This window comes from Noviherbaspirillum album (assembly GCF_035916955.1).
Taxonomy (GTDB): Bacteria; Pseudomonadota; Gammaproteobacteria; order Burkholderiales; family Burkholderiaceae_D; genus Noviherbaspirillum; species Noviherbaspirillum album.
In genome coordinates this window covers 132,696-156,723 of sequence record NZ_JAWIIV010000011.1, presented here as the reverse complement: position 1 = coordinate 156,723, position 24,028 = coordinate 132,696, and the positions used below count along the sequence as shown (strand labels likewise).

23 protein-coding genes are annotated in these 24,028 nt (G+C 53.4%); 6 read left to right on the top strand and 17 right to left on the bottom strand.

Annotated elements, in window-relative coordinates; genetic code table 11:
• Nucleotides 1-5 precede the first annotated feature (5 nt).
• From RY831_RS15135 to RY831_RS15070, 14 genes are all read right to left on the bottom strand, one after another.
• Nucleotides 6-3,437, bottom strand: coding sequence for a conjugal transfer protein TraG N-terminal domain-containing protein (locus RY831_RS15135; RefSeq protein ID WP_326507203.1), 3,432 nt, complete (start codon nt 3,435-3,437; stop codon nt 6-8).
• Nucleotides 3,438-3,443: 6 nt separating this feature from the next.
• Nucleotides 3,444-4,901, bottom strand: coding sequence for a conjugal transfer protein TraH (locus RY831_RS15130; protein ID WP_326507202.1), 1,458 nt, complete (start codon nt 4,899-4,901; stop codon nt 3,444-3,446).
• The gene (gene traF / locus RY831_RS15125; protein WP_326507201.1) at nt 4,901-5,788 is read right to left on the bottom strand and encodes a conjugal transfer protein TraF; all 888 of its coding nucleotides are present in this window, start codon (nt 5,786-5,788) and stop codon (nt 4,901-4,903) included. Before traF ends, RY831_RS15130 begins: the two co-directional genes overlap by 1 nt.
• A gap of 37 nt (nt 5,789-5,825) precedes the next feature.
• Nucleotides 5,826-6,341: a signal peptidase I gene (gene lepB / locus RY831_RS15120; protein WP_326507200.1), complete on the bottom strand. Its 516-nt coding sequence runs from the start codon at nt 6,339-6,341 to the stop codon at nt 5,826-5,828.
• A gap of 50 nt (nt 6,342-6,391) precedes the next feature.
• Nucleotides 6,392-6,838: a hypothetical protein gene (locus tag RY831_RS15115; protein ID WP_326507199.1), complete on the bottom strand. Its 447-nt coding sequence runs from the start codon at nt 6,836-6,838 to the stop codon at nt 6,392-6,394.
• Nucleotides 6,839-7,605: 767 nt separating this feature from the next.
• Nucleotides 7,606-10,044, bottom strand: a complete 2,439-nt coding sequence (gene traC, locus RY831_RS15110; protein ID WP_326507198.1) for a type IV secretion system protein TraC — start codon at nt 10,042-10,044, stop codon at nt 7,606-7,608.
• Between the two features lie 13 nt (nt 10,045-10,057).
• Entirely contained in the window at nt 10,058-10,360 is a 303-nt protein-coding gene (gene traA / locus RY831_RS15105) for a TraA family conjugative transfer protein (RefSeq protein ID WP_326507197.1), read from the bottom strand.
• A gap of 36 nt (nt 10,361-10,396) precedes the next feature.
• Nucleotides 10,397-10,678, bottom strand: coding sequence for a TraA family conjugative transfer protein (gene traA, locus RY831_RS15100; RefSeq protein WP_326507196.1), 282 nt, complete (start codon nt 10,676-10,678; stop codon nt 10,397-10,399).
• 17 nt (nt 10,679-10,695) lie between these two features.
• Nucleotides 10,696-11,286: a type IV conjugative transfer system lipoprotein TraV gene (traV, locus tag RY831_RS15095; RefSeq protein ID WP_326507195.1), complete on the bottom strand. Its 591-nt coding sequence runs from the start codon at nt 11,284-11,286 to the stop codon at nt 10,696-10,698.
• Between the two features lie 14 nt (nt 11,287-11,300).
• Complete coding sequence (locus RY831_RS15090) at nt 11,301-12,479, bottom strand: TraB/VirB10 family protein (protein ID WP_326507194.1); 1,179 nt, start codon at nt 12,477-12,479, stop codon at nt 11,301-11,303.
• Nucleotides 12,479-13,492 carry a TraK domain-containing protein gene (locus RY831_RS15085; protein WP_326507193.1) on the bottom strand — a complete coding sequence of 338 codons (1,014 nt, stop codon included), beginning with the start codon at nt 13,490-13,492 and terminating at the stop codon, nt 12,479-12,481. Before RY831_RS15085 ends, RY831_RS15090 begins: the two co-directional genes overlap by 1 nt.
• Nucleotides 13,493-13,503: 11 nt before the next feature.
• Entirely contained in the window at nt 13,504-14,139 is a 636-nt protein-coding gene (locus RY831_RS15080) for a TraE/TraK family type IV conjugative transfer system protein (protein WP_326507192.1), read from the bottom strand.
• Entirely contained in the window at nt 14,136-14,420 is a 285-nt protein-coding gene (gene traL / locus RY831_RS15075) for a type IV conjugative transfer system protein TraL (RefSeq protein WP_326507191.1), read from the bottom strand. Before traL ends, RY831_RS15080 begins: the two co-directional genes overlap by 4 nt.
• On the bottom strand, nt 14,417-15,052 hold the full coding sequence (locus RY831_RS15070; protein ID WP_326507190.1) for an OmpA family protein: 636 nt from the start codon (nt 15,050-15,052) through the stop codon (nt 14,417-14,419). Before RY831_RS15070 ends, traL begins: the two co-directional genes overlap by 4 nt.
• A 211-nt stretch (nt 15,053-15,263) precedes the next feature.
• On the opposite strand from RY831_RS15070, the gene RY831_RS15065 reads away from it, so the two are divergent.
• The 6 genes from RY831_RS15065 (at nt 15,264) to RY831_RS15040 (ending at nt 20,426) form a co-directional block, all read left to right on the top strand.
• A complete protein-coding gene (locus RY831_RS15065; RefSeq protein WP_326507189.1) occupies nt 15,264-16,100 on the top strand; it encodes a hypothetical protein in 837 nt (278 codons plus the stop codon).
• Nucleotides 16,101-16,200: 100 nt separating this feature from the next.
• Nucleotides 16,201-17,970 (top strand): type IV secretory system conjugative DNA transfer family protein, encoded by a 1,770-nt coding sequence (locus RY831_RS15060; RefSeq protein ID WP_326507188.1) that lies wholly within the window; start codon nt 16,201-16,203, stop codon nt 17,968-17,970.
• 13 nt (nt 17,971-17,983) lie between these two features.
• A complete protein-coding gene (locus RY831_RS15055) occupies nt 17,984-18,250 on the top strand; it encodes a hypothetical protein (protein WP_326507187.1) in 267 nt (88 codons plus the stop codon).
• 10 nt (nt 18,251-18,260) lie between these two features.
• A complete protein-coding gene (locus tag RY831_RS15050; RefSeq protein WP_326507186.1) occupies nt 18,261-19,178 on the top strand; it encodes a hypothetical protein in 918 nt (305 codons plus the stop codon).
• Between the two features lie 45 nt (nt 19,179-19,223).
• On the top strand, nt 19,224-19,730 hold the full coding sequence (locus tag RY831_RS15045) for a DUF2726 domain-containing protein (protein WP_326507185.1): 507 nt from the start codon (nt 19,224-19,226) through the stop codon (nt 19,728-19,730).
• A 303-nt stretch (nt 19,731-20,033) separates the two neighbouring features.
• Entirely contained in the window at nt 20,034-20,426 is a 393-nt protein-coding gene (locus RY831_RS15040) for a hypothetical protein (RefSeq protein WP_326507184.1), read from the top strand.
• A gap of 158 nt (nt 20,427-20,584) precedes the next feature.
• Here RY831_RS15040 and RY831_RS15035 read toward each other — a convergent pair whose 3' ends face one another.
• The 3 genes from RY831_RS15035 to RY831_RS15025 form a co-directional block, all read right to left on the bottom strand.
• Nucleotides 20,585-21,013, bottom strand: coding sequence for a PACE efflux transporter (locus RY831_RS15035; RefSeq protein ID WP_326507183.1), 429 nt, complete (start codon nt 21,011-21,013; stop codon nt 20,585-20,587).
• A 32-nt stretch (nt 21,014-21,045) separates the two neighbouring features.
• Entirely contained in the window at nt 21,046-21,456 is a 411-nt protein-coding gene (locus RY831_RS15030) for a hypothetical protein (RefSeq protein WP_326507182.1), read from the bottom strand.
• Nucleotides 21,457-21,771: 315 nt separating this feature from the next.
• Nucleotides 21,772-23,865 (bottom strand): DNA methyltransferase family protein, encoded by a 2,094-nt coding sequence (locus RY831_RS15025; protein ID WP_326507181.1) that lies wholly within the window; start codon nt 23,863-23,865, stop codon nt 21,772-21,774.
• Nucleotides 23,866-24,028 lie beyond the last annotated feature (163 nt).

The window sequence follows — 24,028 nt, the reverse complement described above, 5'->3', positions numbered from 1 at the left end:
TTGTTTTACTGATCCCGACCAGGCGAACGCACGGAGTACTCTCGACCACTTGGTGTGGCGGTGTTCGCGGGAGGGCTCGAGCCGTCATGCGAGGGCCTCTGACTGGTTCCAGAGTTTGCAGAACCTGCTGCCGTCGCCGTTTCTGTTATTGCGGACCGAATTGGCGCAGGTCGGTTGTCAGAATTGCTACCATTGCTATCAGGTCCGAGCGGCCGCTGCGTGCCGAGTAATGGATTGGGTGAAGCGGCTTCCGGCAAGGAGCTACTTCCTTGGTTATCTGGTAGGCCCCCTCGATGCCTGCCAGTATCTGATTGGCTCAGGCCTCCCATTGCTGTTGTACCTGTAGGCATGGAGGAAGGAGCTTGTGATTCAGCACCTTTGGTCAGTGCGCCTCCTGTCACCGGTGTAGAGAACTGACTGCTGTCGGCAGCCAAAACGTTATCAATCGTGGTTTTTTGCTGACTGTCGCTTCCCATCGGGCGTGCCATGATCGGGCGATCGTCAGCTGATTGCCTATTACCACCATCCGGCGTCTTTGCCTTCAGCTTGGAGTCGTGCTCCCTGCGCATCTCGGCAGCACTCGTCCCTCCACTATCGATTACAGGGTTTTCATTTCGGAAATCCTCGACGGCCGCCTTGTATTCTTGCTTGAACTTGCCCTGACTATTTTCAAACTCCGAACGCAATCCGGCGATCCCTTGTTGGAGTGCTGCACGTGAAGTCGGTCCATTTTCTGATGGCTTGGGCACGCCTGAATGCGGATTTTGCACATCGACCTTGCTGACAATTGGTACCGCTTTTTCCGCGCGTGCGCCTCCGTCAGCTGCCTTAGTGCTTGCTTCCCTAGCCGCGTCAGCGGTCCTTGCTTCCAGAGACATATCGGGTCCCTTCAGCGGCTTTGTATGCGGCTGCGCCAGGCTGCCGGGCATTGCTGCTTCAATTGCCGAAACAACTTCCTTTTGACCCATGGCATGCGGGTAGTGCTGGCTAGCCATCGCTATGACATTGAAGTCGACCGCCGCTTCGCGTGCTTTTCCTTGCAGTGGAGCCTCGTATGTGTTACTCGCCACTGCCTGCTCAGCCGAACGCTGTAGATTTTCGTAACCACGTTCGCCGATGACCGAACGTATAGCTTCCGCCGCTGCACGGGATTTGCTCACAACGTCATTTCTGTCATTCAAAATGGCGTTTGTCCACTGCTCACTGTTGATCTTCGACGCTGTCTGGAAGGTACCGGTTCTGCTGTCCATCTCCTGAAAGCTGCGCTGCGCCTGTTGGGCCTGCTGAGTCGCCTCTTTCCACGATTTCGTATTGTTCTCGCCAAAGGTCGAACTCCTGAGCTTTTCCACAGCATGTCCGGTCTGCTCGTTTGTCGCAACCGTGCGCATGATGCCTTGGTCGGAGGAAAAGTTGAGCCCTTGCCCTGCAACGTACCGTAAGCCTTCAGTCACCTTATCGCTTACGGAGGAGCCTTTACCTTCGCTACCCCTCTTACTGACATCTCCCCCCAATCTAAAGCCGGCGTTGACAGCATTGGTCCCTGTAAGCTTATTGATCAGCCCTCCAACGTCTAGACCAAGGGACCCACCCGCGCTAAGCGAACCAATCAGTTCGGCGTTGCGTCTTAATTCTTCGGTCTGGGTGGCATCGAGATTATTTGTCTCTGCGAATTCCAGAGCTTTACTGACCGCCTTCTTTGCACCTTCAGTTTCAGTTAGGCCGGTTGATTTTGCAAACTGGTACAGGTCTTTCGTCGATGTACCGGCTGTGACCGCAGATTGGATCATCTTCCCAAACTCGGTCATTGCCGTCTTGGTACTTGTATCAACGTTGGATTTGGCATTTGACAGTGCGGTCGTGAACACTTGACCCGTGCTGATTTCCAGACCGCTGTTCATCCCTGCCATACCGACGCTATACATTTTCCCATCCAGCATGGCCCCCGTGACACCAGAGGCAACCGATACTGCAGCATCGGTCTTGAGCAACGATGGCGCACCTTGTTTTTCGTCCATGTAGTCGCGGCCGGACCAGCGACCTGCCAAGGAGCTGAGGCCATAGATAGAGCCCGACAACAGGGCAAGGCTGACCATCGGTGTTGCCGCCAACAGATCGGAAGCCAATGCCAATCGAGTCGAGAGGACGTCATACATGAACGCTTCATAATTTCCTATGGTGACCGCCTTGGTTTGGAGTGCGGCTAGCTTATCGGTCACGTTGTACTGAATGTACATCTGGATAACCGCGGAAAACGGCAGCCATGACATGGTCCAGACACCGAAACCAAGAAATTTGACGTACAGGCCCACAGAGCCCGCACCGAGGAAAAACGAGTAAAGGATTACCAGCGGAGCAAAACCAAAGAACATAAGCTGAAGGAAAATCATAGCCGGCATGGCCATCTTTGCGAACATGCTGCCTTGTGCAGCAGCATCGGTCTTCCAATGCTCCATTCCTTGCGTGAGAATGACATTACAGAGCGTGTATTCGCTTTGGTCGCCCGCGCTGTCCATACACTTAAAGGTGTCCATCACTGTGCTGTAGAACAACGCGTTCTTCATGAATTGCCCTGCACTTTGGACAGCGCCCGGAATGGTTACGGCTGTACTTGAAAATGCGTTTGCTACAGTATTCGTATAGGCAGATTCGACGTCGCTGATTGCAAAGCCGCTGGCGTTCGTCGGATTTCTCTCGCGTGCGTTCTCGTTTATGAGGCGCCGCAGTTGGGCGCTATCCATGTAGGTATCGATGGTATTCTGAAGCGCCGTTACCGCATCCGGACATGCCATCGCGGTGCCCTGGGGAGAACTGTTGCTGTAGATATTTGTCAGACCGCTCGGCCGAGAGTTGGCAAAGATGTACTCAACGAAGTCGACGCTGTCACGGAATGCAGTCATATTGACGTTGGAGCCAGGAATGCAGTCAATGATGAATTGCTGAAGGCTTGCGGCCAGATAAGGATCAGACTTCTCCACCCCTTTGCGCAGGGCGAAAAGAAGCTTCAACGGCATGACGTATCCCGAGGTGCTGACGCTTTGATAGTTGGCATTGGTGCTGCCGTACGCAGTTTCAACCGACTGAAACAGCTTGTAAGACCCTGTGGTGAAGATACTTGAGGGAACGGAGATCAGTAGCGGGATGTTCGACACGTTAACCGTGCTTCCGCTATAGACGTCTGTCACCTGTACTGTGGACTTCACCGAGGAAAGCGCCACCATGCCTGCGAAAAATACCGCGGCGGTGACTGGAGGGTTTTTCCCTTTGTCCCCGCCCATACCGGTCAACATGCTTACCATTACAGACATCAGCACAACAAGCCCAGCCGTCAGCATGACGCTATTGATGAAGCCAGTCTGGTTGAAAATCATGGCGACGGCGTTCAGCATTGCATAGAACGACGTCGACTCCCCTAGTACATAGATCGGAAAGGTGAACATGCTAGATTACCTGCGGCCTGGCTTGGAGAAGATTGAAGGATTATTGGCCACAATGACCTTCGCGTATTCCTTGGCCTTCATGACGCGTGGGAGCTGATCTGAAACCCGCTGTTGGAAGAACCGAATTTCTTCATGCAACTTATCGATGCTTTTTGATGCGTTCTCTGGAACGAGGACTTTCGAACCGTTCACTGCCATCGCAGCTGCACGAACCGCGGACTTACCGAGGCTCAAGGTATATTCTTCCGCAATGACCGGCGCTAGGATGCGAGCAATATGTTCAACCGCACCAGGACTCTGCTGCACCTGACGCAGGATGGCAAGGACTTGCACATTGGTTGAGTTGATGAATGCTTGCTGAGTGGCCGTAAAGGAACAAGCGTTTGAACTGCAACCGGTCAGCTTGCCAACAATTGAGTCGGCCGTGGTGGCATTTTGTGCTCCGGTCGCATTTCCGAACAGCATGCGATTGACGAAGCCTACTGATCCCTCAAAAGTAAGGTCGACTGTCTTCACGATCGTACATTGGTTGCGTTCATGACCGTCCTGACATTCGAACCGCTTATGCCGCGCATCCGGTCTTGACCCGTCGTGGAGCTGACTCAGGGTAAGGAGCGGGATTTCCCAATTTTGGCCAACTTCGACGGATGGCGTACCAGCCGGTGTCACCTTGTCAGCTGCAGTGGAGTTGAGGATGACTGTGCCAATCAGGCTCATGATCAGCTCATTGGAATATTCAGCCTGCTGGCCTGAGTCAGTCGTTGTCGGATTTCCGATGTACTGACCAGCCCGCGCGTCGACGATAGCCCGCCATACAGGATTGCCGCAGGCATCACACTTGTCACTGACAGTATTCTGTCGTGCTCCGCCATTTGGGTTACTAAACAAATTGGTGAAGCCCTTGAACATGTCTAAAACGGTTCCTGATGCCGAGTGTTCCGCTGTAGAAGCGTTATTGACCATCTCCTTTCGAGCGTCTGGATCGCTGAGGGTCTTTACAACAGAGTTGGCGATTGCGCAGGTGTTTTTCATCTGTTCGTTGAGTGACTGAAGTTTTGATTGGAACTCCGACATCAGTTTGCCCAACTGCGGATTGATCGCATCAATAGCGGCCTTGAACGCAACGCCAACGGCATTAGCAGCAACTTGTCTAAACAGTGCAACAAGTTGATCAGCATTGATAAAGGTGAATGATCCGCCAAAGATATCTATGCCGCCACAACCAGCTGAGAAGCGCGGTGGATCGAAGGCCACGAGATTGATGTTTCTCATGGGAGCACGTAAAGCGGCACCTCCGCCGATGAACCCACCTCTGGTTTGACTGGCGAACGCTGCCGGCGGTGTGGCGTTAGACATAAACATACTATCGAGAGCGTCCTGGAGCTTTTCCGCGTTGGCAGGAATCGTTACAGTGCTCATGATCAGCACTGTGACAAACGCGAAGATCCTCATCGTTATTTTCATCAATACCTTCCCTTCAGTCTATCTTTCAAAGTCTTGACCCAGTCCTTCGGATCGTCTGTGGCGCCGGACTTGGTATCGTTGTTCGTCAGCACCCCGCGGTCGTATGCACGTACCTTCGCGGCCAGATCGGACGGAAGCAGATTGTTAGATTCCGCTGCCAAGAGGATGCGGTCAGCGAGCTGATCCTGGGCCATCATCCCTTGCGATACGATGTAATAGCTATTTGGTGGAACAATTAGGACGGTTGTGGGCGTGATCGTGAGGCCAAGAGTTTGAGCATGCCCTTCGTTCTTCACAAAGGTTTGGATATTGGGAAGGCCCTTCCCGTCCATGGAGATGAACTTGGTATGGATTCCATATCGCTTGGCCATCTCAACGGCAGTATTTGCTTGCGGCCTGCAAAACTCGCATTTCGAATCAAAGAAGACCCAGATGCCCGCCACGGTCGATAGATGCTTGAGCGCCTCTTCTTTGCCCTCATCAGCCTTCCTCAGGAAGAACGGCTTTGCATAGGTCGCAAGCGGCACCCGGTTGTTTTCGTCCAAAAAGGGGTCGGCTGCGACCACCTTTTGCGTCATTTCTGCATAGCGCTGCGACTTATCCATGGCCACGCGCTGCGCATAGAGATAAGCCTCGACGTTCTCCTTGGTCGGATCGTTGATAGCCCGGTCCATCAGGATCGGCATATTCTTCCGGAGCCACTCAACGGAGAACGGCTCGTCCTTCGGCTCGGGAGCAGGCTTAGGGGCTGCTTTAGGCGTGGATTTCGGCTCGATTTGAACCTTCTCCTTGGGGTCATGGTACCAATACCAGCCCTCGCCTTTACGATCGAAGAACCGACCTGATGGCGAAACTTCATCGGCAAAGACCGGAAGGCTCGAAGCCAATAGGACAGCAATAGCGACTTGCTTAACAAATCTCATATTAGTAAAGGGGTTTCACCCTACCGATCAAGAAAGACTGGTCCAGAAAGCCCCAGTACCGGCCGTCGTAGCTACGCGGCTCAGTGCCAACCACAAAGACCTTCCCCTCCGGCACAATCGCCGTACGGTCGAAATCGTGGGACTTTTTACCGAGTCGGGCTAGCAAGGTAAGCTCACCAACGGGCATGCCGTTGACCGTTGCAAAGTCATCCTTCACGGTCACCTTGTCGCCCGGGAGACCGGCGACCATTTTGCCGATCATTCTTCCCTGAAAGCGATCGCCCATGATGCCGTCTCGCGCGATGAACGCAACGTAGTCGCCGCGCTCAAGGCCAGACGGCCGCCCAAGCTCCACCAGATAAACATGCCATGGCAAGCAACGGAATTCACCAAGGTCCAGGCCGATTTTGTAATGCTTGCCTACGGTATTGCCGAGCGGAATGCAAATGATGAGCGCCAGCGCTGATGAGACAATCGCGCGTTTTGCAAACCTTCTCCGAGATGGGTCGTTCGCCATATCTGCAAACCAGTGATGTAGCCTGCTTCCAGACGGTATGAGCGTAGCCATCAATCGAGTTTGACGTTGAGGCGCGCAGCCACGTCTTTAGTAATGTCCAGATGTCCGGGACGGTTCACTACAACGCTGGAGTTGACGACGACGATACCGGCGGCCGTGTACTCGGCAAGTGTCTTGTCGAGCGCATCGACAAATAACTTACCTTCGTCCGCTGCTTTCTGGAGGTTAGTCTCCGAATTGACCATCGCGTCCGCTATCTTCTTTTCCGCGATCCGAGCGGAATCAAGTAAGACGACCGGTGCGCTCATTCCTATCTCGGCCACCTTTTTCGTAGCGAAGTGCCATGACATCACGCCGGAGAACCCTGAGAAAACTGCTGCAACTGCGCATATGACAAGCAGGTTATTGCCAGGACGGACAGCCTGATTTGACGAAGCCCGTGCCACATGGGGTTCAGCCTCACCGGCTGATTGCTGATCGTTTGGTGTTTGTTCCATGGCGTTCCTTAGAATTAATATGCCACAATAACGGGTAGACATAACCGATAGGTATCGATTATGTTACGTCGTGGCATCTCGGGTCAAGTTCTTCGGTGGCCGCCTGGTGGTTTAGCCTCTCCGGCGGTGTGACTGACAGGATCATTAGGGCGAGAGCTAGGAAACGCCGTCAAATGAGTCATGGCGAGAGACCTGCGCTTCCGGGTCTACGGCGCAGGTTAGGAGGTCCATCGAGGAGGAGATTACTGAAGTGAGCGGAGGGGTAGCGCTCGGCCTGTGACCACCCTGTGGATTGGTAGGATCAGGCCGATAGCGCTGGAAGATCTAACTGCGACTACTGTTACGGGTCAAAAGCCTAGCCCGCAGCTCAAGGTCCTCCATACATTCCTTGCGACAGCACGCTGCGCCAGATATGGCACGTTCACCGCATTCGTTTGCACATAGGCCTCCCGGGGCGGCGGCAACTCTCTGTTGAGCGTTCATCCGCCGGCCCTGTAGCGCGGCATCCAAGAGGCGTTGTGTACTTTCAGACGCAATATCACATTCATCCGCCATGGCGTTCCCTCCTTCTTTGAGCAATGTGTTTCAAACAACGTTGACAGTGCAGGCCAAAAGGCGAAAAGGGCTGAAATTGCGCTGTATCGCAACTTGAGCCCTCCTCTGGATATGAAGCCTGCATATTCTATCTTTACAAAATGCAACTATTCAAGCTTTTTAGAGGGCGGCTGGCGTTTGTGCAACCGCCCTCTTTCCAAATAACGCATCCGTTAGTGCCGCGCCCGCTGCTCGTGCTCCATGAACCGATTGATCGATGTAATAACATCCTCGCCACGGTCGAGATCCGCAAGAATGACATCGCGCTCATCACCGGAGGTGGAATAGAGAATCTGTTTAAAGCGGGGAACGACGAGCCTGAGGATTCCCCAATCGTCACCCGATCGCTTCACCATGACTTCCGAATACCGTCCTTTTACCGTGTGGACTGTCCGAAGCATCTTGGCGCCGTATGGCTCGATCTTGAATTGTCCTCCCGATATCGCGGCGTCAATAGATTCAGCTTTTTGCTGCAGAATGAATTGCCATGCGCTGTTTTCATAGATCGCCCTCGCGTTTGGCGAGTTATACAGGTCCGCGACCGACTGGGTCACAACCATGACTGCGCCAGCGTGCTTACGGGCCTTCCGATAGACCGCCTCCATCGCCTTACCCATAACTGGGTCGTCCAGCATCTCCCACGCTTCATCAATGACAAGGATCTTTTTACGGCCATGGGTCAAGAACATCTCATGGTTGATCCTTGCCATCAGCTGGAGGAGGACAACCTGCTGAAGTGCTTTTCGTCCCTTCAGTTCTTGAAGCTCGAGAACCATGAAGGCATTGTCCATATCGAGATTGTTCTCGCCGTCAAACCACCTGGTATACGATCCACCTGCAAACGGGAAGAGTTGTTTCCCAAGACGTTGTGCCTCAAGATCAGATTGTTGGATGCAATATTGAGCGACAGCTGAAATCGTCGCATTGTTGCCGAACTTGGTGTAGACCGCGGTAATCGCCTGCTCAAGCAGGGACATGCGATAGTCATCCAGTTTCTCTTCCGGAGCGGCCATCTTGGCGAGCATCGCCTTGAGAATATCCATCTCCTCGTCAAGATTGCCGTCGATGAAGGTAAACGGATTGAGACATATTTGCGATTCGCTCGAAAACTCAACGAACGATCCGCCAACCGAGCGGGCTAGCTTGTAGTAGGACTTGCCGGCGTCAATGACCCAGATCTTTGCACCCTCGGCTAGGTACGCTGACAGGATTTCCTGGGTAAGAAATGACTTTCCTCCTCCGGACTCCGCAAAGACAGTGGAATTGTAGTTTGTCGAGGACTCATAGAGATCAAACAGGGCAGGCTGCCCACGTCGGGTGACCATCATCACCGATCCTGAAGTCCCGGTTCCCGTCCATTCACCGATGATGGGCAGGAATTGCACCGCATGCGAAATAGCCATCGTGTGAAAGCGGAACAGGTTCTTGATGCCTTCCAGTGTCGTATTGAGGGGTAACAAATTCGTCCATAGCGGCTCAAGAATACGACTGTCTTCGCGCATCTCAAATGCCAGTGAAGCAAAGTACGGCTGCAGACCCGCTACGGCCTTCTTGACCCTGTCTTTGCTTTTGGAGAAGACGAATATTGTGAAATTCGTCTCACAGAGTACCGCCCCTCTTCCTTCCATTTCATGCACGAGGGTATCGACGCCCGCCTTCTTATAGCCGAGAACCGGAATCATATGTGCAGTGGGGCCAAAGCACTGATGGTTGATCATCGCGGACCGAGACCGAACCCAGTCTGCCTTGGCGACCTGATCCGGATAGTGAAGGGTCAGGACCATGTAATATGGCTCAGTGAGTTGGTTGGCTGTTCCGAGCGGCTCGCCGATCATGTAATTCATGATGGCGAGGCTTGCGCGCCGCGGAAAGTATTTGACACTCAGGGCCTTCGCATAATGACTGCCGCCGTTGAAGGTAATCTCATCTCGATCGTATTCGATTGCGTCACCAGTAAAGTAAACCTGCTCCTGTAGCGGTGTACCCTCATCATACGTCCTATCTACCGGCGCCCACAGTCGCTGAAGCAGACGCATAAGGCCGAGATATTCCTCCGGTCCAACGTCCCGTAGCGGCAGGCCGGCCGCTTTGAGTCCTTCCTGAAGCCTGTCGGCCAGTTCCTTCGCGCTCTTGATTTCGCCAGCGGACGGTCTTGGCGAACGGGAGCGGAACTTCACGGTGACAATCAACCGCTTCCGGTGCAAAAGGACGCCCGAACGTTCCACCAACGGCACATCGACGCCATTCTTGAAATGCTCGACATGGCGGCTGGCAAGTTCCGAGGGTACGGCATCAGCAACGACCTTCTTGTTCCTGTAGAACTGAAAGATTTCCTCTACGTCTGGGCTTGCCAGTTGCCCTATCTGGATGAAGGAACCAGGAGGCAACGGCATACCCAGAGCGGACCTCAACTTGTCGACCGTAGAACTATCCGCACCTGCGAGCGGCTCCCCTACCAAGCAGGCCCCAAGGTAATGCTCATTGCCGTCCGAACAAAAGAAGATTCCGTCTTCGAAAGCCATTGGTGTCAGCTTTTCGAACGGTGTAGAGGCGCGGTCCGGCACCACCATCGGCGATGCGGATTTTTGGGAGGATTTGAGGAAGCCGAACATAGGTGAGCAGATATCAGATGACAGCGGTGAAAATGCCTTGCAGAACGCCGGGGCCGATCGAACCAGCCAGTGCAATCGCCACACCAGTCACCACAGACATGATGGATTGTTTGACAACCCCAATGGCAAGGCCTACGCCGAGAGAACCTACCGCAAATACCTTGCCCAGCGAGCCTGTCATCCAGTTATTGAGATTGGTAACGACGGTAGAGAAGGTAGTATCCGTACCGGCGACCGCATCGATGGTGATGGCCAGGCTGAGCGCAAGGGCCGTGAAAAAAATCTGGTTCGTTGTAAGGCGTTTCGTAGCATTCATGGTTTGAAGTCCTTCTAATGAATAGATAGTGGAGAGTTAAAGAACAGCGGTGAAGATGCCTGCCAATACTCCAGGGCCGATAGAACCGGCGAGAGCGATCGCGACTCCAGTCACTACCGACATAATTGACTGTTGCACGACGCCGATAGCCAGCCCGACACCGAGGGATCCAATGGCGAAAACCTTGCCCATGGAACCAGTCATCCAGTTATCGAGAGTGGTAACCACGGTACCGAAAGTCGTATCTGTACCTGCCATCGCATGGCCAGCGACGAGCACTCCAAGTGCCATGAGCATTAAAGCCGTTTGTTTTTTCATTCCGTTTTCCTATTAGGTTAATCAAGCTTGATATCTGACGCTGCTGGCAGACCAGGTACCGCGCTGCCGCCCTGCGTTCTGGGCTCGCCATCGCGAGATTCTGAAGAAGCGCTTGTGTTAGCCGCTAGTGCCTTGTATGGAACAGAAACCCCGGCGCCGGCGAATTCCTTGCGGCCAAATGCCCAAGTTCGTGGCTTGACCTCTGTAAAAATGAAACCGGGGAAATTGAGGTCATCGTTCTTATCCACCCATGGCGCGATCCAGATTCGCATCACTCGTGCAGGTTCACGGACAGGTCGAGCTGCCGCACTCGCTCCTGCACTCGCAACCGCCGCGCCACGGTACTCTTGTCGACCAGCAGCCAGCTCCTTAAGCGCTTGAGCTGGCAAAGCGTGAGCTTGGCTGGAAGGTCCAAACGGCATGTCAGACTCTGTCAAAGCCGGAGCCTCATGCGTTGATTGGTACACTGCCACCGGGGTCTTGCAGACAATCCCCTGAGGCATGCCAGGGCAGCTAAAGGACGACTCATTGGCCGTATTAAAGGTAGAGGCGCAGCCAGTGCACACAACGGCGGTAGCAGCGGTAATCAAGGCGGAGCGTACGTTCATGAAAGGACCTTGCATTATTTGAGCTCGATGCCCTTGATCAGGACAACGGTGAGTTTGCGGCCAGCATCAATCTCCACAACAGGAGTCATCTCGCGTGCCATTTCTAGGAAAAACTGACTTGCAGCCTTCGACGCATCAGAAAAACCACGAGCAACGCCCGTCTGTGCCACTGAGCCGAGGTCGGCACTTTGTGTTTGTTGGGTCGATCCGGGCATCAAGTTCAACTGCGGAACAGTCGTCGGGGTGAGTGCTTGTCCAAAACCGCTCAGCACACCGGCTACCAGTGACTTCGCAATCATTTGGCCCTGTTTCGACACCAGACGCCCGCGAGGAGCAACGCGACCATCTTCACCCACCACATAACCGTCGACCTTACCCTCGATAACCTGTCCGTTCTCCTTGATGCATGAGAAGGTTTCAGTCCGAAGTTGCGCACGTTCGCTGGATAGGACACCGAACCCCGAAACAAGCACAAAGCACTCTTTGATGTTGTGGGTAAAATTGTTCGGCAGAATCGCCTCGGATTTCACGCGCATGAGTGCTGGCACAGGGTTTTTCTGCGCTACAGAGGACGTCGGAGCGTCCATACCGTTCAAAAGGACAGCTTCAAACATGGCGCCTGGTGGCAAGTAGGCGATGGGCGGCGCTATCTGCTTCTGGACCTTCTTTTCGTCCACGATCTTCGCTCCGCCGGTGACACGAAGTTTTACTACCGGCTTTTCGTCCTCTAGAGGAGCCGCTGATGGTGTTGGCAGTGGCTCATTCAATGTCGGTTGTGGCCCTGTCCCCTTCTTTTCCATGTCCTCGATGCGGCTACGCAAGGCCATGACTTCCTTAACAAGATCAGCGCTGACACTGTCTGTCGAGCCGGCATTTGTCTTTTCTTCGAGCTTAAGAAGTAGCTTTCTGTTGTTCTCACGCTCCAGTTCAAGATCCCTACGAACGCTTTTGATTTCCTGTGCATTTACATCGTTTGCAGCAGCGATCTCAAGGGTCGTGTTATCTCTTTTGACAGGAAGCCTGAGGTTCGTAACATTCGCCTCAGATGGTTTCGAGCTGGTTGCGCCCGAGTCATTACCCATCACCAAGGCGCCAACCGTCATCAAGACTGTCATTAGGCCAACAACGAACGTCAACGTCCGCATTGGCTGACTCATGCCCATCCATTTCTTTTTCAGGTCAGCGACGGACATTACTGGCCTCCGGCGACCGCGGTCTTGTCGGAGATGACGAGTACACTCGTGGCTTCGGCCTTACCGATAACAGCAGTCGGGTAAAACGCCACTGCGCGGACTCCCTCCGTATAAAAGGACCCTTCGTCCAACTCGATGGTGTTCGGCGTTGTCGTTTCTACTCGGTATTTATAGATATCGTAGGTAGGACCGGAGTAACGAGACTCAGGGAACACCACGATGTCCCCCATACGAGCAGCAGCCCTCGGCAGCTTACCGAGCGAGAAGCCCTCTGGAGCTTTGCCGAGTGCAACTTGCCTCATCAAGAACTTGATTCGATCAGTGTAAGCATTCCCCGTAGGGGCTTCTTCCCGTACGTCCGAGCCGCTGTAACTCGGTGCAGGTGTGTCGAGCTGCAGGTTGATGGTTTGCGGCGGCAGGTTTTTAGGAACCAGCGTAAGGGAAACGACTGGATCGTTCGGATTACTGCCGGTGACAAACACCGCAGACGGTTTAGTCGAATTGACAGTGACGTACACCGATTGGCCCACATAGTCAACGTTTAGGTCACCCTGATCGATCATTTTCGGTGCCGCAAATGGCGTGGCTATACGGTTCGTAAAGTCTGTCGAGACATAGACGATCTCGTTACGGTCGGAGGAAACCCGTACAGAAACTGCCTTTTGGCCCTGTTTATCCCCCGGCATCATCCCTAACCCGGGCAGATGTTCCTCAGTAAATTTACGTGCAGCCGGCTTAGGGGCGGGGTCGTCCAGCCGAGGAGGTAGCGCTCGCGTATTGCTTGCCGGCGTAGCGTTAGGCGATGTGGGCGAAGCCGGATTCACTGTCGGGGCTGTCTGCCCTGCCTTGGTTTTCACTTCCGGTGCTACAACTGCAACCTTGCTGGCAGGCGCCGTAAGCTGCACTGACTGACCGGGCTGCGGAACAGAAGAGACCAGGGCATTCAAAGATGGTCCTTGCTGGGCCATGGCGGCAAACGGTACAGCGTAGACCAGTGCGAGCAATGTGCTCATTGTCGATCGCTTCACAGATCCTTCTCCTTTTCTTTAGCAGCGTCGAGTGCAGCCTTGTGCATCTGAGTCCAGGCTCGGGTCCTGGCTGTATCGCCGTCATAACTGTCAATGGCTTCCACTACAGGGCGACCGTCTCGCATCTTCACGACGAGTTCATAGGTCAAGACCATTACCTCTGCCTTGCTAGCCGCGCTTTGAGTGGTCATTTCACCGCTGACGAAAACCTTGCTCGTTTCCGGCTCGAACTGGACGCGCGACGGCTCGAAACGAACACTGGCGCCGGTATTGAGAAAGGCCGGATCGCTTGCCAATGCGAGCAATTTCTTCTGAACGGCTGGATAAATCGCAGCGGAAACGATCGATGAGAGCTGATCCGAGACAAATCGGACGTTCTTAGGGGTCACGTTCGCTGTCAGGGTGACAAAATATAAGCCGAATGATTTCAGGTACTCACCATCGGCGGACTGCCAGGCCACGGTCATCGGTTTGTCAATGTAAGGAGGCGTGAGAACAATCCGCTCATGCTCGCTGACCTTATCGACGATAAGAACGCCGACCCCAGTTGCAAGCAAAAGGTTGCTAGTTAACAGAAAGACATTGCTTTTGATTGTTGAAAGCCATGTGTTATTAAAGGCAGAGAGCTTCATAGATAAAACTCCCTTTTGGCGGCGTCGTCGAATTTTTTGTTCAGGGACAGGACGCCGGCCCAATAGCAGAGGTGAAGCAGTACGCCTTCGAGTGCTCCATTCTTGAACCGTTTAAAGACTTTGACGGCGAAAATGCCGCCCAACATTCCCACGATAGCGAACCAGCCGCCGGCTACGATACCTCCGGCGAGGCAGCTGATGAAGACGATTGCCTCGTCGAACTCCCAGAAGAACAGCTGCACCTGGGAATCCACGTAGCGTGGTATATCGATCTCGTTCATTGTTTTCCTTCTGCGGTAATCAGTTGCACTGTGGCCCTGCGATTTCGAGCTGCATCGGCGGGGTCGACCGGCTCTCGTTTTCCCCGGCCTTCAACGTGAATCATTGCTGCCGGAATTCCCGCCTGCTTGAACCAGTCAGCGACAGATCGAGCACGCCTCTCCGACAGCTTTTGGTTGTACTCGTCTGAGCCCTTTTCATCGGCATGTCCAATGACGTGAACCCTTGTGTTGGTCTTACCGGCCTGATCAAACAGACCTGCGAGCGGCGCGGTACTGGTCGGTACACTTTTGTTGAACTCGAAACGGACTTCCACCGGCGACCTGGATACTGCAGCGACCGCTTGAACACCGTTGGCAGCCGAACCTGTGGCGCTGTCCGGATTCATTACGGCCGGCTCACGTGCCGCTTCCATCATCATCCACACGCCTTCGTCACGCCTCATATGGAAATTCTTCGGCGTATCCGTTAAGGCGTGGGCGCGGTGCGACGGCTCCACTGCAACACCTACGTTTGCAGGGAGCGGCAACTGCCGGAAATCCGCCGCCGATACCGGCCCGACACAGAGCACACAACACAGCCAGACGCGAAAAATTTTATGTGGAATCATAGCGACAAATACAATCAGCAACATTTTCGATACTGTAACAGGTAAAGATAACCGAGCGCAATACAGTATCGAAATAAGTTGCATGGTTTAGCGTATAAGATTACATTCACGTGTTATAGAGGCGAACGATTCTATGAATCGGTGCTACAGCAAAGGGAGGTGTCCGCGCTTTATCTCGGGATGTGGTTCATTCCCCCGTATCAAGCCAACCAACTTGATCTATTTAGGAGGAAGAATGAGCATTACACCGGAAGAAAGCAGCGCCGACGCTTCGATCCAATCTGCCGACGCCACGCCTGTGGCGGGTACAGAAGCGCATCTCAGTCTGTGGAACGCAGTGATGGTCACTGATCCAAAATACTCCCGGGCTTTCACCCGAACTGGAGGGTTTTCGGGAACCGCTATCAATGCTACGTACCAGGTACGGAAGGCGACCGAACAGTTCGGTCCGATTGGTCTCGGTTGGGGTTACACCGTGCTCGAGGAACGCTTTCAGAACGGCGCTTCTCTTGGGTTTGACTCTCAAGGATCGTCGCTCGGGACTGAAATCATCCACATCGTCAGAATCGAACTCTGGTATCGGTGGGGGGGTAATACGGGAAAGCTTCAGCATTTCGGACAAACGACTTTTGTCGGAAAGACAAGGAACGGAGTCTTTACTGATGAGGAGGCTCCGAAGAAAAGCCTCACCGACGCCATCTCAAAGTGTCTATCACTGCTGGGGTTCGGTGCGGATGTCTTCATGGGACTGTATGACGATCAAAAGTACGTGGACGCATTGCATGACCACTTTACCGATCAGCAGACCGGCACGGTTACGGTAACGGCGGCCGGCGCGGCGCATTCAGGAGCGGGCCAAAGCCTAAGTGACCGATACAAGTCGTATATGAATCGCATTCAGTCAGGAGAACTGAAAGGCTCTCCGCAACTTCATGCACTCATCAATTCGGATATCTCACTATCGCCTATGGAGCGCACGACTCTAATCGCTGCCCTTCCCCTGAGCCTCACCGACAACTCTACACAGAACCAGAAAAATGACGGTAACCCCGTCGAAAGCATCTTTATATAAACCCAGCCTTCGCATCCGTCATGGTGCGAAGGCTTTTTTATTTTGAACCTATGTATGCGCGATATATGCAAGCGAGCGCAGCACAAACGAGGACGCTCTGGTGAAGATAGAACGATTTCTTGATCCGAAACTTGGCGGTACAAAGGATGCCGCTGCGCTGACAACCTTTGCGGCAGGCCTGGTGGGTGCACATCCAAACCTACTAGGGGGAAGCATTGCGATGGCGGGAGCCGCCTTATGCGCCGCTAGCACGAACTACATCGTCAACAGGGTTGCTAGGCCGGTAGAGAAAGCCAATGTCATCGAAGCGAAGCTAGACGTCCGGTCTGCTGCAGCGCTCACGTCGCCAGATGGCTTGCTTTTGGGTTTTGCCACGGATACAGGTAATCCGGTCTACCTACCCGACGAAGACCTTATGCGACATGGAATCATTCTTGGCCAGAGCGGGGTCGGCAAGACCGTGCTTGGCAAGTTGATGATGTTCCAGCAGATCCAGCGCGGTGGCGGGCTGATGTTCATTGATGGAAAAATGAACGCCGATGACATCAATACGATCTATCAATACTGCAAATTCTGCGGCCGCGAACAGGACCTCCTCATTCTGAACCCCGGCAAGCCGGAGCTAAGCCACACTTATAATCCGATCCTCTACGGAGACCCGGACGAAATCGCGGCGCGCGTACTCTCCCTTATTCCAAGTACGGAAAACAACCCCGGTGCCGATCATTACAAGCAATCTGCCAACCAAGGCATATCGACACTTGTTGCGGCCTTGCAAGCTGCGAACCTCGCTTTCAATTTTATCGATTTCACAATTCTTCTGATGAATCACAAGGCCATCGAAGACCTTGAAGTTCGATTGAAGCGGACCGTGCCGAATCATCCCGCAACGAAGAATCTCTCCCTCTTCCTTGAGCAATACAAGGGGGGCGGCAAGCCCGGTAGCGGAAACGAGAACATGGTCGACATCAAGCGGCTGAAGGAGACCTTTGGCGGGATCGGTGGCCGCATGTACATGTTTGGTACTGGGAAATTCGGCGAGGTTCTCAACACCTATACGCCGGACATCAATCTTTTCGAGGCAATCCGCAGCAACAAGATTATCTACGCCGCGCTTCCTACCATGGGTAAAAACGAGGCAGCGTCCAACTTCGGGAAAATGCTCCTCGGGGACCTTAGAACCTCGATCTCATGGGTACAGGGTTTGCCGGAGGCCGAGCGGCCCTGGCCGCCGTATCTCACGTTCATGGACGAGGTCGGAAGCTATGCCGTGGCGTCACTGGCACGCCCATTTGAGCAGGCCAGAAGCGCACAAATCGCATTGTTCCCGGCAGCTCAGACGCTAGCAAACCTTGAAGTCGTTTCTCCGGATTTCAAGGAAATGGTAGTTGGCAACACCTGGACCAAAATCTTCTTCAAGCTTGGAACGCAAGGGACTGCCGAGGAATGTGCGGACCTCATCGGGCAAACCATTGGCGTCTCTCGTACGCTCGCGATTGGTGCGAATACCTCTGCAAGTAGTCCTACGATCGGGTTGACCCCGGAGGGCAATAGCGGCGAGTCGGCCGGACTGAATGAAAGCGAAAAGGAGCAGGAGGAGTACAAGGTCACGCCGGATGAACTTAAGTCCCTCGGAAAAGGCGAATGTGTCGTGATGTATGGCGGCGATACGATTTTCAACGTCAGGGTGCCCATGCTAGACCTCGACAAGAAGCTAAAGGAAAAGCTGGGCCCGTTCAAGTTGCTGCCGATCCGCCGTTTGCCTGTCGTTGGCGCAGATTACTTCAAAAACAGTGACAAGTATATTGGGGGCAAATCCTCAAATGGCGGCAGAGCCAAGCAGCCGGTCGACATGCTGGCCGATGAATGAGGGACTACAGCCAATGGAAGACCTAAAAGCAATTCTGACGATTGGGGGTGTTGTTCTTGCCATCCTGATGTTTGTACCAGGGGTAAGGAATATCGTTGCCTTCATCTTCAGCGAAATGGCCTGGCCACTCCTATCAAGTGCAGTGATGAACTCGGGTGTATGGATTTTGTGGGCCGCAAAGCGGCTCTATGGCGCGCATGCGAACGTACTTACCAACCTGACTAAATCACACGCATCCATCTATCCAAGCCTTAGCAATGAACACGGCGACGACAAATAAAAGGACCGATATGACTACTACAAAATCTGGCGATCCCGCGGAAAGCATCAATGAAGCGCCTGAAGCAATCGGCGAAGAGGCGCAGCAAACGACGGCGGCAGTCCGGGCATGGCTGGAAACATCAGCACAGGACGGAATCTGGGAAAGCATCATGGCCCTAGAGCTTGACTCGGACGGGCAAGATGAACCGCTAGACGCGCTCGATTCCGATCTCGACATGTCCTCGCTTCCCAAAGGGGACGAAGCTGCCGCACTGGCCGCATTGCAAAGTGTAGAAAAACTCGGTCGGCGCCGCAGCAGCAAGAAGGAAGAGTACGTTCGCAACCTGACCGCGGAGGATTTCGAAGATGGCTCTGAACGTCTCGCATTCATGATCATCAAGGCAAACGTGGACGAGCTTTTCAATCCGAAGGTTAAGCCTACCCAGTTCATCGAAGCCGCGAAATGGATTTTCGGCCGGAACACTGACGCGTTCAACTTCGAGGAGGCTTGCCGGACTCTCTCTGTCCGTGCCGATGTAGTTCGCCTTCGGATTCAGTTCCAGTTCTGGCGTCTGTGGAAAGTATGTCCCGTTGAATTTCCCTTTATGGTTGCACGTGTACCTGAAATTTTGGAAGGCGAGATCTACATTGTCGCGGATGAAGAAGGCTACGATCTTGCCCGCACGGCGTGGCTGCAACCAGGTATCAAGACGCAGGCATTGATTGAGGAAGCATCAGGCGGTAGAGCTCAGTTTGCAAAGTCTGATTGCCCGGTTTTCGGCAAATATCACAAAGCACTGGAGGTACTGTCGTCAAGGTACATCATGTCGCAGCAGGGCGACTATTGGTGGCTCACCGGCCGCAATCCCATCATGCGCGACCTGGATCTATCGAACCCGGCATATCGTAGGAACATGACCCATCTGTCATGGAGCAAGATGTTCTGATTTCACCCCAGCGCCATCCCTCATGGCGCATTTCATCTATTTACTATGTCAAAGACTGTCTTCATACTGGGTGCGATTGCCGGCATCATATTGCTCTATGTTATTTTCGCAACGAATACTTCAGGTAAGCCACGATATAGGAAAGTCCCGCTTCTTACCGAAAACGAACACGAATTCTTCGGCCGCCTCTGCCGTGCTTTGCCAGATCATTACATTTTCCCGCAGATCGGGATGCCAGCACTCATTGAGTCGGATGCCTGGAGCAAAAAGACAAGAATGAGTGACTTTTTGCGCATCTCTCAGAAACGGATTGACTTCGGCATCTTTACCCGCGACCTGAAGATTGTCGCGGTCGTCGAACTCGATGATAGAACCCACAACACTAAGAAGGACCGTCAACGCGACGGTTACCTATTGAGTGCTGGCGTCCGCACTATTCGATTTCAATCGAAGCAAAAGCCTGACGAGAAAGCTATTGCGAATGCAATTGCCAATCTGAAGTCAACAGCTAAGCCGGCGGATGCCGAACCTGACGAAGCCCAGGTGCAATAGGCTGTCCTGCCTCCATAGCACTTAACTCCCCCACTTTATAACGGAACCAAACAATTTCCATTATGAAACCTATGATAGTTCACGCTCGCATCTCAGAAAACGATCTCGCACAGGCCGGCGTCTCGGCAGACGAACTGGCCAAGGCTATTCAGTCTGCCATACAGAACCTTACCCATCCCTCATCGGGTGGGCAGCTGGTATGGCCCTCTCCCATCCACGTTACGGTCGAAGGCGATGGCGCCGATATGCGTTGGTACTAGCCCGCTTCGATACAAATACTAACCAAGAATTATTCAAAGGATAATGATGCATAAACCAATGCTTTTTGGCGGCAGAGTGTGTGAACCGATCCTATGGCTTGCATTCATCGTACTATGGATATGGTTTTTCTTTGGGTCCAACAAGGGGCGCATCGAAGCGACCCGCTTTATAGCCGCTCCCGGGGTCGTGGAATATGCTTGGGGTGGCGCATTCGATATGCCAGCGAATGAACGCCCTTGCAATGTGCCTGAGATCGAGAAGGTGCGGTTCAAAGTGCAATCAGTGAATCCACCACAGGTGCTGTATTCATGCAATACCTGGTGGTTGGATAACTTGGGCATTGTCATGGCCGAGCTTACTGGAAATGGCTCAAGGGAGGATTATGTTGAAGAATCTACTGTTCTACCAACAGGTTACAAGCCACGCATCAATTGATTCGAAGAAGGCAAGGGATTGAATGAAGCGAGGCTCCTTCAGGTCTGATGGAGATCGCTTCAAACATTCGCCGACGGGTGCGGTACCACAGACCGTTGTAGCGTCGGCAGCATTGGTTCGGAACGGATTCTGACGGTAACCGGCTACTCCCCTACCGCTCAGGTGGAGGGCTGCGCGGATGACGGGAGTCCGAAAATTCTGTCAAAGCAGTAATTGAAGATGAACGTATAGGTCAGGAAGAACGCAACCAAGCCAATATCCATCACTAGTGCGTGGAGCAGGCTCATATCAAGCCACCAAGCCATCATTGGCACGATCAGGACGATCAGCCCCAACTCGAAGCAGCAGGCATGGGCTACCCTCCTCTTGATACTCCGCCCCCGTACGGCCTGGCGCCGCTCCCAAGCCTCAAATGCCGATGTGAACGTAAAATTCCATACGACCGCGACGATCGAGGTCATCACAGCCAGCATACTGGAATGTCCAAGACTCTTATCGGCTATTCCCGCAAAAGCGAAGCTGCACACGGTGATTGCGATCGCTTCGAAAGTGGCTATGTAAATTACTTTGCGCCTTAGGCCTTGCATTTAGTTGGTAACCTTCCATGTCATTGAGCTTCTTATCCCCACAGACGGTGACCTTCAGCCTCATTGGTGTACAAAGACACGTCGTCTTCCTCGAGTCTGTCTTTGATTAGCGAAACGACATACTCAAGCGACATATTTTGGTGAGGCTCTTGTAAAAGGTAATCGCTAAAGAAAATTTCGTAGAATGGATGCCTTGTGAAGTAAAGGGTTTTATCACCCCTGCTGACTGCCTTGTTATGCGGGGGAGCCCCAAGTGCATCTAATACGAAGTCATAGAGCAACTCGAATTCGCAATTTTGGTCAGCAAAGCCAGCTGCTTCTAAGACCTCGCTCTTCTTCGCGCAGAATGCTACGTATCCTAGCAGGTCAATGATAGTCACGGGATCAATACTGCGATTGCAGCTGCGTGCCCAGGGCTGCTTCTCTACTTCCAATTGTTCCATACGTCCTCTTGCTAGGTACTAGGTTCAAAATTGAGACATCGAGCTGTGTGCAAAAGGCACTACCGATGGCTGCAGTAGTATACCGATGTCGAGTATAGACAGGGCACCGGCGTTTAGCGAAAACACGCCCATTTAGATTGCTGATCGCTAGCTTTTAGAACACAGCCGAAACCGCAACGCCATTTTGCAACGCATACAGTTTGAAATGTCGCGTCACTAGAGGCCGCGCCGGTGTCGAAGTCAGGACTTTTATACTTCGATCATATCAGGTATGAAAAAGCCCCAGTTCGGAATGACCGATACTGGGGCGTGACGTTACTTGGTGACTGTGATGAGGCGAGCATTAGCGCCGGTTGTGACCATCAATGACGAGTCATGGAACGTGCCTTGAGGAAGCTCCTCGATTTCTACTGCGATCTCGTTAAGCCAACTCCGGAACTCCGTTTCCGCCTTACCCTGACGGATGAAGGCACCCTCCCCAACGATCGAGACAAGCTTTCCGCCATCCTGTAGCAACGAATATGCGTGCCTGACATGCTGAATATCATTGGAGAATGGCGGATTTTGGATAATGACGTCGTACCGATCAGTGACATCCATAAAATCCCATCCCACGACATTGAACCCCTTGGCTAACAAGATTTCCCGCAGCTGACTGGAAATTTCCGCCACATCAGGTTCCACGCCCGCCTTTCGAACAGCTTCCGCAATATTTCCGTTTCCGGCCGACGGCTCCAGGATGCGAACTCCTTGCGTAACCCCCGCCAATCCGACCATCCTTTCAGCGAGGAGCTTTGGCGTCGGAAAAAAATCAATCCCGATCCTCTGCCCGATCAGAGCCCGTTCCAGTTCGACTGCGCGGTTTGCGCCCTCTTTGTTTTCTCGATAACGGAGAAACTCCCTAATCGCCATACGGAGCTGCTCGCCGGATTCAATCCCCATGCGTGCAAGCCGCTTTCGCGTGTCCCGCGACGATACCCATGTGTGCGGCATAAGAGTCTCAGCACGCTGATCCAGTTTTGCGAAAAGAGCGTCGACCAACTCGTCTTGGACCTCGATTGCTCGGTCCTTACGTGCCGCCTCGTTGGAAAGAACGCGCAATCGCTCAGTAAGCCGAATCGTTCCCTGGATGCCATCAAGATTACGGATGACATTTCGGAGCAGATCTGCATGCGCCAAATACCTTGGGTATGTGACGAATGCGACGGTTGCTTCAGTGGCAGGTTCATCCTTGCGGTTCTCCCATTCACTGTAGGCTAATGCGGCAGCTGATAGCTCTGCCGCTTTGGCAGACCGCAGCATCGATATCAGTTCCTCGACCTGCCCGCGCTCCCTGAGGCCGTCCAAGTGTGTTGCGCTTCCATCCGAGATTGCCTGTGCAATATTCCGCATCGTCTTTGCCAATGCAATATCAGCACGAGCCGAGGCCTCTGCTGATGACGCCATACGCGCGCGTCGAGCAGTGTTCGTCTTGCGGGTCGCACTCAGCCTAGCCGAAGCCACCGCTTCGATTCGGTCTGCCATCACAAGCAGGCGTCCGCCGGCGGTCTCCTTGGCAAGTTGCTTACGCTCTGCGACCGATTCGCTGGTGTCCACGGATTCCCCACGGCCGACGGTCATAAACTGCTCTGCAGCATCCTTCGACTTGAACTGGAATCCGGGGATCGCCCCGCCGCGGCCGTACGACGAATACCATCCATTGAGCCTTTTGGCTGCGGTTGACAACTCCTTGAACTGCGATGCGTCGACCCGGCGATTCAACTGGACCACGAACAGATCGTAATGCTCGCGAGTATGCTTGGTCTGGACCAGTGCCATATCCGCCTGGCTGGAGACGCCTTGTATGACCGCGTTGGCAGTTCCCTCCGATTCCCGTTTCGCACGCAAATGACCAGTGACTAAAGCATCGTAGCGGGCGCGCTGCTCCGTTGATAACTTCTCCTCCCCATTGAACTTGATGAACACCTTGAACTCGTCTACCGTTTCCGGGTTTTCGAGTGCCTTTTTGTAGTACGCCACCTGCTGCGCACGCTTTTCGCGGCTTGCAATGGCATTTTCACGATAGCGCGCGAGGTGGCTTTCCTGCAGCTGCGCCAACCGTACCCGGATGCCGGCTACACGATCCTCGTGAGTAAAGCCCGATATGGAAAGTACGCCGTTTTCCACGGTAAGAAAGCCATAGTCGTTTAGCTTGACGTCATAGGCCATGTCGACAAGGCGTGCCTTCTTTTCGCCTCGGTAATGCGGGCGTGCGACTGCCTCGAGTTCCTTGACCGTCAGCTTTTGCAGTTCAGCGACGACGTGTATCCGGTCTCTTACAAGCCGCTCAAATGCAGATTGCACCGCTTGGGGAGAAATCGATCCTTCTACGACCGAAGTAAAAATCCCCGCATGTTCTGCGAGAGTCATGACTGCTACCGGAAGGCTCTCTGGCAGGGAGGGCTGGGTCAGCTCTGATGCAGAAACAGATTGCCCAAAAAAGACTTCCTTGAAAGACTGTTGCTATAAAATTAATATCCATGTTTCCTCATTGTTTGTCCTGATTGGTATAAGGCCAGTCAAAAATTCAGCC

Bases quoted from the DNA above. Each gene is read 5' to 3' on its own strand.
- RY831_RS15130 (WP_326507202.1), bottom strand. From the start codon at position 4,901: ATGAAAATAACGATGAGGATCTTCGCGTTTGTCACAGTGCTGATCATG.
- RY831_RS15090 (WP_326507194.1), bottom strand. From the start codon at position 12,479: ATGTCCGTCGCTGACCTGAAAAAGAAATGGATGGGCATGAGTCAGCCA.
- RY831_RS15115 (WP_326507199.1), bottom strand. From the start codon at position 6,838: ATGGAACAAACACCAAACGATCAGCAATCAGCCGGTGAGGCTGAACCC.
- RY831_RS15045 (WP_326507185.1), top strand. From the start codon at position 19,224: ATGTCAAAGACTGTCTTCATACTGGGTGCGATTGCCGGCATCATATTG.
- RY831_RS15080 (WP_326507192.1), bottom strand. From the start codon at position 14,139: ATGAAGCTCTCTGCCTTTAATAACACATGGCTTTCAACAATCAAAAGC.
- RY831_RS15055 (WP_326507187.1), top strand. From the start codon at position 17,984: ATGGAAGACCTAAAAGCAATTCTGACGATTGGGGGTGTTGTTCTTGCC.
- traV (WP_326507195.1), bottom strand. From the start codon at position 11,286: ATGAACGTACGCTCCGCCTTGATTACCGCTGCTACCGCCGTTGTGTGC.
- RY831_RS15030 (WP_326507182.1), bottom strand. From the start codon at position 21,456: ATGGAACAATTGGAAGTAGAGAAGCAGCCCTGGGCACGCAGCTGCAAT.
- RY831_RS15050 (WP_326507186.1), top strand. From the start codon at position 18,261: ATGACTACTACAAAATCTGGCGATCCCGCGGAAAGCATCAATGAAGCG.
- traC (WP_326507198.1), bottom strand. From the start codon at position 10,044: ATGTTCGGCTTCCTCAAATCCTCCCAAAAATCCGCATCGCCGATGGTG.
- RY831_RS15085 (WP_326507193.1), bottom strand. From the start codon at position 13,492: ATGAGCACATTGCTCGCACTGGTCTACGCTGTACCGTTTGCCGCCATG.
- lepB (WP_326507200.1), bottom strand. From the start codon at position 6,341: ATGGCGAACGACCCATCTCGGAGAAGGTTTGCAAAACGCGCGATTGTC.
- RY831_RS15035 (WP_326507183.1), bottom strand. From the start codon at position 21,013: ATGCAAGGCCTAAGGCGCAAAGTAATTTACATAGCCACTTTCGAAGCG.
- RY831_RS15070 (WP_326507190.1), bottom strand. From the start codon at position 15,052: ATGTTGCTGATTGTATTTGTCGCTATGATTCCACATAAAATTTTTCGC.
- RY831_RS15065 (WP_326507189.1), top strand. From the start codon at position 15,264: ATGAGCATTACACCGGAAGAAAGCAGCGCCGACGCTTCGATCCAATCT.
- RY831_RS15040 (WP_326507184.1), top strand. From the start codon at position 20,034: ATGATGCATAAACCAATGCTTTTTGGCGGCAGAGTGTGTGAACCGATC.
- traA (WP_326507197.1), bottom strand. From the start codon at position 10,360: ATGAATGCTACGAAACGCCTTACAACGAACCAGATTTTTTTCACGGCC.
- RY831_RS15135 (WP_326507203.1), bottom strand. From the start codon at position 3,437: ATGTTCACCTTTCCGATCTATGTACTAGGGGAGTCGACGTCGTTCTAT.
- traL (WP_326507191.1), bottom strand. From the start codon at position 14,420: ATGAACGAGATCGATATACCACGCTACGTGGATTCCCAGGTGCAGCTG.
- traA (WP_326507196.1), bottom strand. From the start codon at position 10,678: ATGAAAAAACAAACGGCTTTAATGCTCATGGCACTTGGAGTGCTCGTC.
- RY831_RS15025 (WP_326507181.1), bottom strand. From the start codon at position 23,865: ATGACTCTCGCAGAACATGCGGGGATTTTTACTTCGGTCGTAGAAGGA.